This is a genomic window from Sphingomonas phyllosphaerae, from assembly GCF_036946485.1.
Classification (GTDB): Bacteria; Pseudomonadota; Alphaproteobacteria; order Sphingomonadales; family Sphingomonadaceae; genus Sphingomonas; species Sphingomonas phyllosphaerae_E.
This window is the reverse complement of sequence record NZ_JAQIJA010000006.1, coordinates 719,969-729,083: the sequence shown is the minus strand read 5'-3', so window position 1 is coordinate 729,083 and position 9,115 is coordinate 719,969. Positions and strand designations below refer to the sequence as shown.

The window sequence follows — 9,115 nt, the reverse complement described above, 5'->3', positions numbered from 1 at the left end:
GCATCAACCGTTGACGCATGGGCGCGGCTTCGCCAATCCCGACGCATGGCCGATACGCGACGCTGCGCCCATCCCAAGGTGATCGTGACGCGGGCGCTCCCCGATGTCGTGATGCGCCGGCTGGACGAATTGTTCGAGGTCACCGGCAACGCCGACGACGCACCGCTATCGCGCGACGCGCTCGCCGCCGCGATGGCCGAGTGCGACGTGCTGGTGCCCGCGGTGACCGACACGATCGACGCCGCGCTGATCGCGGGTGCGGGGCCGCGGCTGCGGCTGATCGCCAACTTCGGCGCGGGCGTGAACCATATCGACCTGAAGGCGGCCCGCGCGCGCGGCATTATCGTCACCAACACGCCCGGCGTGCTGACCGAGGATACCGCCGACATGACGATGGCGCTGATCGTCTCGGTGCCACGGCGGCTGGCGGAGGGCGAGAAGCTGGTCCGCTCCGGCGAGTGGAAGGGGTGGAGCCCGGGCGGGATGCTCGGCTACCGGATCGGCGGCAAGGCGCTGGGGATCGTCGGCATGGGCCGCATCGGCCAGGCGGTGGCGCGGCGCGCGCGCGCTTTCGGCCTGTCGATCCATTACCACAACCGCCACCGGCTGCCGAAGGTCGTCGAGGCGGAGCTGAACGCGGTCTGGCACCCCAACCTCGACGAATTGCTCGGCGCGATCGACATATTGACGATCCACACGCCGCTCAACGCCGACAGCCGCGACCTGATTGACGCACGCCGCATCGCGCTGCTGCGCCCGCACGTCTATGTCATCAACGCCAGCCGCGGCGGCATTCTCGACGAGGACGCGCTGGTCGAGGCGCTGGAGAGCGGTCGCCTCGCCGGAGCCGGACTCGACGTGTGGCGGCACGAACCCGAGATCGACCCGCGACTGCTTGCGTTGTCGAACGTCGTGATGACCCCGCATATGGGCTCGGCGACGTGGGAGGGGCGCGTCGCGTCGGGCGAGAAGGTGATCGCCAATATCCGCATGTGGGCCGACGGCCACCGCCCGCCCGATCAGGTGCTCGAAGGCTGGGCGTAACGCCCGCCGTTACGCCGTCAACCCGGACGAGGGCCGATCGACATTCATGACGGTGTCCTCTTGCCCTCGCCCCTGGACAGGGGAGAGGGATAGCACAGCTTGGGTGAGGGATTGAGCGAGCCAAAGGCTCGCGCGCTCGCTTGCGCGAGCGCCACCCCTCACCCAGCTTCGACCAAGACTTTGCTGCGCAAAGCCCAAGTCTGCGCAACCCTCTCCTCTCTGCGAGGGGCGAGGGCAGGCAACCATGAATATCGATCGCCCCTGGTTCCGGGGTCTACCGTTCCAAGAGGCAACGGCTTACTCGTTTGCGGACCGGTGGATGCCGGAACAAGCCCGGCATGACGGGTGACGGTTCGCGGCCCGCTTCTTCTCGACGGGTAAGCCGGGACGCCGGATGGTGGTGAAGGTGACGAAAGTCAGTCCATTTTCTTCCCCACCGCCCCGAGGATCAGCGCGGCGATCACACGCCCGCTATAGCGCAGACATAGCTCCTGATGGATTGCGGCGGCATCGGCGCTTGCGGCGCTGATCGCGCGGATGGCTTCATCGCGGGCGCGGTCGGCGTGATAGGCGGCGTGGCGATCGTGCGGCATCGGGCTCTCCATCAATGGCCCGATCGGCGTGCCCCCGCGACGTTGCCCCCGCATGTCGCCCGCATTGCCGCACCGCAATCGATCTCGCCGCCGATCCGTGACGAAGCATGTCCGCCCGGAACCGTGACGTCCGCGCCGCATTGACGCGGCATCCCCAGCACAGGAACCAAGCATATGAAAAAGATCGCACTCTCCGCCCTGCTTGTCGCCGCGGCGGTGTCGACCTCGGCCTGTTCGACGCTCCGCGGCGCGGCGATCGGCGGAGCGGGCGGCGCAGGTGTCGCGGCGGCGACTGGCGGCAACGTCGAGAAGGGCGCGGCGGTCGGCGGCGTCGGCGGCGCCGTGGTGGGTACCGTGGTCGACTGACGCGCCACATTCCTCACGCTATGAAGACGGCGCGTCGCCCGGCCGGGTGGCGCGCCGTTTCGTCATGGGGGAAGAGCGATGATCGGAATCGTGTTGATGGCGGCGGCGGTGGTCGCGGCCTGTCCGGCGCAACAGCGCGGCGCGCCGCTCCACAGCGTCGACATCTACGATGGCCCGATCGCCGACAATGCCGTGCTCGCCCCCGATGCCACCCGCCGTCTGAACCGAACAACGGTGCAGGTATGGCGGGTCGAGGGCGTGTATCGCGCCGGACGCTCGCTCAACGTGCAGTGCGGCTATGCCGCCGGCGGGTCGGTGTCGATCCCGGTGGCCCGGCCGGTCCGCGAATGTCGACTGACGCGGCGCGGCGGCGTCCGCACCTTCCAATGCGCCTGATCGGCACGGTCCGGGACGCGGCCGACCTGCGCGCCAGCCGCTCGACCGGGGCCGGATCATGATGACGGCTGGTCGCGATGTCCGATCAAGTTGACGCTGCGACCCCGTCAACGGCGCTGCCTGCGGCGATCCGGCCCGCCGCCGCCAGCACCGCTTCGGCACTGGCCGCCGACGCCGACCGAAGCGGCTCGAAATAGGCCGCGACGATCAACGGCGCGCGGCCGTGCGGCGCGCCGAACGCCAGGTCGACATAGATCGGACGGCGCTCGCCACCGCCCGTCCCGGTTTTGTCGCCCGCCCGCCAGTTCGCGGGAAAGCCTGCGCGCAGCCGGTTGCGCCCCGTGCTCGCCGCAGCCATCCACTCGATCAGCATCGCGCGGCTCGCCGGCCGCAGCACGTCGCCTTCCACGATCTTCGCGACGGTCGTCGCCATCGCCGCCGGGGTCGTCGTGTCCAGCGCCGTACCCGGCGGCGTTACGTTCAATGCGGGCTCATAGCGGTCGAGCCGGCTGACGCGGTCGCCGCTCTCCCGCCAGAACGCCGTCAGCCGGGCCGGTCCGCCGACCCGGCGCAGCAGGACGTTGGCGGCGGTGTTGTCGCTGGTGACGACGGCGGCGCGCGCCAGTTCGCGGACGGAGAGCGTCATCGCGGCGCTCGCGGCGGTCACCGGGCTGTGGGGGAGGAGATCCCCGCCCGCCCAACGCAGCATTTCGTCCAGCGCGAGCCGACCTCGCTCCGCTTCGACAAGGATCATGGCGGCGAGCGAGAGTTTGAACGAGCTGGCCTGGGTGAAGCGTTCGTGCTGGCGCCAGCCGATCGTCGCCCGCCGCCCGGTATCGACGATGCAGACCCCCAATCGACCGCCGGAGCGACGCTCGAGCGCGCGGAGCGCCTCCTCGGCCGAACGTGGACGCGGGGCCGCGCCGATCAGCGCGGCGGCGCCGCCGAGCAGCAGGTGACGTCGATGCACTTGGGTGCCCATCCGCGCGTCATAACAGCGCCGCGCGGGGACGCGAGCATCATCCGCTGCCGATCACGTCGAAACCGGCGCGCAAGTCGGGCGGTTGCCCCGCATCCGCGACATCAGGAGCTTGCCCGTCCGCCGCACGCTGGATGCCGGACAGGTCCCGCATGACGGAACGGCTTGCGTGACGAAGTCTCTTGAGGTTCCGGCCCAACGTTCGGAGCAGTTCCGATCGCATCTGGGACGGCGGAGGGCAACGGGTGACCGACGGAGGCCGCTCCGGCCGACGCCATCCGCTACTCACGCCAGCAAGGCCGCCCGCGCCACGTCCTTGCTGCGCCCGAACGTCCGCAGGATCGTCACCATTTCCTCGCGCGCCGGCACGAACACGCCGCCGAGTGCCACGCGCGTCGTCGGCCGCACCGGCCGCCACACCCCGCCGTCACATACTTCAAGATCGGCCATCACTTCGATCGGCAGCGCCGCGCCGTCCAGCCGCGCGAACGGGTGCGAGCGGAATCGCTGGCTCGCCGCGCCGATCGTCACCCCGCCGGGCCAGTCGGCCAGCAACTGCCCCGCGTCTCGGGCACTCGTCAGCACGTCGATGTCGGCCACCGACGTGGCGCCGCCGTGCAATCGCACCGCCGCGCTGCCGATCACCCACCATGGATCGCACGCCGAACGCAGCGCTGCCGCCACCTGCGCCAGCGCCGCGTCGAACATCAGTCGCCGGTCAGGATGCGGTCGACGAGCTGCTTGACGGTCGGCACGAAGCCGTTCGAGTAGAACGGATCGCGCTTGAAGTTATATGCGGCGTGGCCCGCGAACATCAAATTGGCGTCGGTGTCGCCGCCGTGCGCGATGTCCTGCAACGTCTTCTGGATGCAGAAGCTGCGCGGATCGGCGAGCCGCCCGGTCGAGTTGGTTTCGGTATCCGCCCAGCTCGAGAACAGGCACTGGCTGAGGCAGCCCATGCAATCGGCCTGGTCCTTGCGGATCTCGCCCTTTTCATGCGGCGTCACGAACACCAGCGTATTGTCCGGCGTCTTGAGCGCGTCGGTGAAGCCGGCGCCGAACCATTCGCGTGCGCGCAGCAGGTCGTTGCGCGTCACCCAGAAGTTCTTGCCCTTCACGCCGACGTCAAGCTGGAAGACATGGTCGCCGGCTTCCTGCGTCGAGAAGGCGATCTGCCGCTCCGACCGCGCCTCGAGCGAACGCAGGAACGGGTTGCGCACCGCCGACGAATAGAAACCGGTCGGCGAGAAACGGTGCAGCAGCACCTCGCCTTCCTCGATCTGCGTCAGCTTGGCCTTCCACTCCTCGGGGATCGGGCTTTCCTGCGTCAGCAGCGGGCGCGTGCCGTACTGGAAGGCGATCTGGCCGAGTTCGGGATTGTCGATCCAGTCGTTCCAGTCGCGCAGGTACCAGACGCCGCCCGCCATCACGATCGGCGTGCTATCCGGGATGCCGCCCTCGCGCATCGTCTCGCGCAGCGCCTTGACGCGCGGATAGGGATCCTCGGGCTTCAACGGGTCCTCGGCGTTGGACAGGCCGTTGTGCCCCCCCGCCAGCCACGGGTCCTCGTAGACGACTGCCGCCAGCCACTCGCTCGCCTTGGAATAGGCGCGCTTCCACAACGCGCGGAACGCGCGTCCCGAGCTGACGATCGGCAGGTAATTGACGTTGTACGACGCCGCGATCTCGCTCAGCTTGTACGGCATCCCCGCGCCGCAGGTGACGCCCGCGACCAGCCCGCGCGTCCGCTCCAGCACGCCGTGCAGCACGCGCGGCGCGCCGCCCATTTCCCACAGCACGTTGATGTTGATCGCGCCCTTGCCGCCCGCGATCTCCCACGCGCGCTGCACCTGCTGCACCGCGCCCTCGATCGCATAGGCGATCAGTTCCTCGTGCCGCTCGCGCCGGGTCAGCGCACGATAGATTTGCGGGATGATCTTGCCATCGGGATCGTAGCTGTCCGCGTTCACCGCCGAGACCGTGCCGATCCCGCCCGCCGCCGCCCAGGCGCCCGCCGAGGCGTGATTGGTGGCGGCAACCCCCTTGCCCCCTTCCACCAGCGGCCAGACCTCGCGGCCTCCATAGACGATCGGCTTCAGCCCCTTGAACACGCGAATTCCCGTTTTCACCAGTGATGCAGCGGCCCCATATAAAGCAATCGGGCCGCAACGCGACCGAAATGCGACTCACCCGAGCAAAGCCGGTCGCCCGATCGCATCCGAATAGACCGCGGCGGAGCGCGCGATCATCGCCGCCGCGTCGTGCACCGCCAGTGCCTGCGCGCGATTGGCCGCGCCGGTCGCCGCGCGCAGCGTCGCGTCGCTCGCCAGCGGCTGCAGCGCATCGCGCAACGACACCTCCGCGGCGTGCGCCGACAGCAATGCGCGGTTCTCCGGCGCGAGCAGCGCCTGGACCGCGCCGCCGCGCAGCGCCATCACCGGCACGCCTGCGGCCATCGCCTCGACCACGATCGCGGGCGCCTGGCCAAGCCGCAGCGGCAGCACCAGCACGTCGAGCCCCCCGAGCCACGCCGAGAAAGACGCGAGCGCACCGGCCAGCACCAACCGGTCGTCGATCCCCATCGCCAGCGCCGCGCGCTCGACCGCCGCCCGCCCCGGCCCCTCGCCGACCACCACCAGCCGGAAACGCGCCGCCAGCCCCGCAACCGCGCGCACCAGCAACCCCAATTCCTCGTCGCTCGCCCCGTCGAGCGTCACCCCGATCGCCACCTCGCCGGCCTTGCGCCGGAAGCCGCCGACCGTCTTTGCATCCGGCTCGCGCGCGAAGGCCGACAGATCGATGCCGTCTGGAATCGCGTGCAGCCGTGCGCCCGCGATCTTCCAGCGCGCCGCAGCCGCCGCTGCGGCGACATCGCCGCCGACCACCAGCCCCGCCGCCGCACCCAGCGCGATCCGACGATACAGCCGCGCGCTGCCGCCGCTCGTCGCGTCGGCGGGGTCCTCGTGGTGGACGATCGGCGGCGTACCGCGCGGAAAGGCGCGCCGCGCCATCACCGCGTCGATCGCCCCCGCGCCGAAGCTCAGCACCAGATCATAGCCGCGCATCGCGCGCGCGATCGCCTCGTACCGCGCGACCGACACCGCGCCGGACAGCGGCGGCGAGTTCTGCGCCAGCGTCGCTGCCACGCCGTCCGGCAGCGTGTCGGCAGCGACGACCTGCCGCGCGCGATCACCGAAGGCGGTCATCAACTGCACCGCCCGACGACGCCACGGATCGACATCGTGTGCGGCACCTTCGCCGAAAAGATAAAGAAGGGACAGCGACTGTGACATACCCGCCACATACTACGGCAAATGTTGCCGTGCACCATCTTCCGCTTCCCCTCTTCGGCGGAACAGGACAAGGGTTTGCCTGTTATCCGCGACTAACAGGAGACGCACCCATGAAGATCGCTTCCATGTTCGCCGCTGCCGCTTCGCTCACGCTGGCTGCCGCCCCCGCCCTCGCCGCCCCGGCCGCCAGCCCGGCGGCCTCGCTGTCGGTCGCGAAGTCGGCGCGCGCCGCCACCGCCACCAGCGGCAAGAGCAAGCTGGCCGCGCCGGGTGCGATCGTCGGTCTCGTCCTCGCCGCGGCGGTCGTCGCTGCCGGTGTCGTGATCGCGGTCGACGACAACGACGATTCGGACAGCAACTGATCCGATCCGTCGCGCCGCCTCGGCGGCGTGATGGTGAGAGGCCCGGGGCGCACGCGCGCTCCGGGCCTTTTCGTGTCCGCCGTCATTGCGAGCGTAGCGAAGCAATCCAGGGCCGGACCAGGACGCCCTGGATTGCTTCGCTACGCTCGCAATGACGGATGAGAGACGACGATTACCCGATCCAGTCCTTCGGCACATGCGTGATCCGGCACGCCAGATCGGCCTCGCCGCTCGCCACCACCCAGTGATCGCCGCCGTCGGCGATCCCGGTCGTGAACACCACATCGGTGACGTACAGCAGCTCTTCCAGCGGTTTCAGCAACTCGGGCGCCGGCTCCAGCAGCGGCGCGTGATCGGTCGCCAGCGCGCGCGACGGATCGTCGCGGTCGAGCAGCGTCCAGTAGGTCCGGTAAATACCGACCACCCCCGATGGCTCGACACCATGCCACAGCGACAGCCAGCCCTGCTTTCCGCCGACCTCCGCCAGCACCGGCGGCGCACCGCCGCCCATCCGTGCGGTCGCCATCGTCTGCGCATGCGGCCGGATGCCGGGCTTGTCATAGGGCTTCCAGTGCAGCGCGTCGGGCGAGGTCGCGAGGTTGATCGACGGCCCCGCGCGCCATTCAGACTCGGGCGGATAGGCGAAGTACAGATCGCCGAGCGGCCGCGTCTGTGCGCAGAACTTGCCCCCGACCTTGCCCTCGAAGATCAGCATGTCCTTGTTCTGATGGTCGAGGACGATCCCCTCCAGCGTCCAGTCGAGCGCATCGTCGCTGGTGTAGAGCGTCGTCGAATGCCGCTCTGGGCTGACCGAACAGGTCGTCATGTAATAGCGCCCGTCGACCTGCGTGATCCGCGCATCCTCGACGCCATAGCATTGGTAATCGGTGCGCGGCGCGATCGCGCGGTCGTAATGGATCGCCACCACCCCACGCCCCTCGGCATCCAGCTCGACGGGCAACAGCCACGACAGCGAGGTCAGCGCCATCACCTTCCACCCGCCGCCGCGCATCATGAACTTGCGCGGATCGGCGGTATCGACCAGCGACAGCGGCCAGGCGTCGAGCACATAGCCGCCGTCAAGCCAGCGGATCGCATGGATCTGCTGCTCGCGCACCGGGTGGCGCAGCGCCTCGGCGACGCGCACCATCAACAACAGATTGCCGTTCGGCAACCGCGTCATCCCCGGATTGAACGCGCCCAGCACATAGGTCTCGGCGTCGATCTTGCCCGCGAGCGGCGAGCGCGACAGGTCGATGTCGTGCGGGGTGAGCACCAGCGCGTCATGCGGCCAGTCGGCCATCATTCCTCCTCCTGCACGCGCGGGCTGATCGTCAGCCGCTGGATCACGGTGCGGCGCGGTTGAGTCAGCAGATACTGGACGCCGACCGCGATGTCCTCGGCGCGCAGCATCGTCCCCGCCTCGATCTGTTCGCGCTGCTCTTCGGGGCTGATGTCGGGCATCTGCATGTCGGAGCCGGTCTTGCCGGGCTCGACCAGCGCGACGCGGATGTCCTTGCCGCCCAGTTCGCGGCGCAGCGCGATCGAAAAGCCCTGCAACCCGTGCTTGATCGCCGCATAGACGGTCGAATGCGGTCCGAGTTCATAGGCGCTGGTCGAGCCGATCAACACGATATCGCCGCCGGGCGCCATCGTCGCGGCGGCGCGGTGCGCGAGCAGCAGATACTGGGTGAAGTTGAGCGCGATCGCGTGGCGCACCGCCGCCTCGTCCATCTCGCTCAGCCCCGACGCTGCCTCGGCGGCATTGGCGACGACGATATCATAGCCGCCCAGCGCCGCATCGGCGGCAGACAGGAACGCGCCGACATTGTCGGGATCGGACAGATCGTGCAGCGCACCCTCGCCGGTGCCGACCTTGCGGATGTCCGCCAGCGCCTCGTCGAGATGCGCCTGATCGGTGCCGCCGATGAACACCGACGCACCTTCGGCGGCGAGCAAGCGCGCGATCGCGCGCCCGATGCCCGTCGTCCCGCCGGTGATCGCCGCGCGGCGGCCAGCCAGCGGCAACACGCTGGTGTGAGCGTCCCGGACGTCGGTCATACGAGCGCTCCATGATTAAGC

General features: G+C 69.5%; 11 protein-coding genes. 4 read left to right on the top strand and 7 right to left on the bottom strand.

What is annotated here, in order from left to right; all coding sequences use genetic code 11:
• The first annotated feature begins 45 nt into the window (after positions 1-45).
• The gene (locus PGN16_RS19175) at positions 46-1,044 is read left to right on the top strand and encodes a 2-hydroxyacid dehydrogenase (protein ID WP_335310936.1); all 999 of its coding nucleotides are present in this window, start codon (positions 46-48) and stop codon (positions 1,042-1,044) included.
• Positions 1,045-1,460: 416 nt separating this feature from the next.
• Here PGN16_RS19175 and PGN16_RS19170 read toward each other — a convergent pair whose 3' ends face one another.
• Positions 1,461-1,691 (bottom strand): hypothetical protein, encoded by a 231-nt coding sequence (locus tag PGN16_RS19170; RefSeq protein WP_335310935.1) that lies wholly within the window; start codon positions 1,689-1,691, stop codon positions 1,461-1,463.
• Between the two features lie 120 nt (positions 1,692-1,811).
• Here PGN16_RS19170 and PGN16_RS19165 point away from each other — a divergent pair, with 120 nt between their 5' ends.
• Together PGN16_RS19165 and PGN16_RS19160 are read left to right on the top strand one after the other, a co-directional pair.
• A complete protein-coding gene (locus tag PGN16_RS19165) occupies positions 1,812-2,003 on the top strand; it encodes a hypothetical protein (protein WP_028965436.1) in 192 nt (63 codons plus the stop codon).
• Positions 2,004-2,081: 78 nt separating this feature from the next.
• The gene (locus PGN16_RS19160; RefSeq protein WP_335310934.1) at positions 2,082-2,399 is read left to right on the top strand and encodes an STY0301 family protein; all 318 of its coding nucleotides are present in this window, start codon (positions 2,082-2,084) and stop codon (positions 2,397-2,399) included.
• A gap of 85 nt (positions 2,400-2,484) precedes the next feature.
• Here PGN16_RS19160 and bla read toward each other — a convergent pair whose 3' ends face one another.
• From bla to PGN16_RS19140, 4 genes are all read right to left on the bottom strand, one after another.
• Positions 2,485-3,381 (bottom strand): class A beta-lactamase, encoded by an 897-nt coding sequence (gene bla / locus PGN16_RS19155; protein WP_335310933.1) that lies wholly within the window; start codon positions 3,379-3,381, stop codon positions 2,485-2,487.
• A 282-nt stretch (positions 3,382-3,663) separates the two neighbouring features.
• Positions 3,664-4,086, bottom strand: a complete 423-nt coding sequence (locus PGN16_RS19150) for a hypothetical protein (protein ID WP_335310932.1) — start codon at positions 4,084-4,086, stop codon at positions 3,664-3,666.
• Positions 4,086-5,489, bottom strand: a complete 1,404-nt coding sequence (locus PGN16_RS19145; RefSeq protein ID WP_335310993.1) for an NAD(P)H-dependent flavin oxidoreductase — start codon at positions 5,487-5,489, stop codon at positions 4,086-4,088. Before PGN16_RS19145 ends, PGN16_RS19150 begins: the two co-directional genes overlap by 1 nt.
• Positions 5,490-5,564: 75 nt before the next feature.
• Positions 5,565-6,584, bottom strand: coding sequence for a glycosyltransferase (locus PGN16_RS19140; protein WP_335310931.1), 1,020 nt, complete (start codon positions 6,582-6,584; stop codon positions 5,565-5,567).
• Between the two features lie 197 nt (positions 6,585-6,781).
• Here PGN16_RS19140 and PGN16_RS19135 point away from each other — a divergent pair, with 197 nt between their 5' ends.
• Positions 6,782-7,033, top strand: a complete 252-nt coding sequence (locus tag PGN16_RS19135) for a hypothetical protein (RefSeq protein ID WP_246346494.1) — start codon at positions 6,782-6,784, stop codon at positions 7,031-7,033.
• Between the two features lie 172 nt (positions 7,034-7,205).
• Here the strand turns inward: PGN16_RS19135 and PGN16_RS19130 are convergent, their stop codons facing one another.
• A complete protein-coding gene (locus PGN16_RS19130; RefSeq protein ID WP_443019685.1) occupies positions 7,206-8,339 on the bottom strand; it encodes a glycosidase in 1,134 nt (377 codons plus the stop codon).
• Positions 8,336-9,094, bottom strand: a complete 759-nt coding sequence (locus PGN16_RS19125; RefSeq protein WP_335310929.1) for an SDR family oxidoreductase — start codon at positions 9,092-9,094, stop codon at positions 8,336-8,338. Before PGN16_RS19125 ends, PGN16_RS19130 begins: the two co-directional genes overlap by 4 nt.
• Between the last annotated feature and the right edge of the window lie 21 nt (positions 9,095-9,115).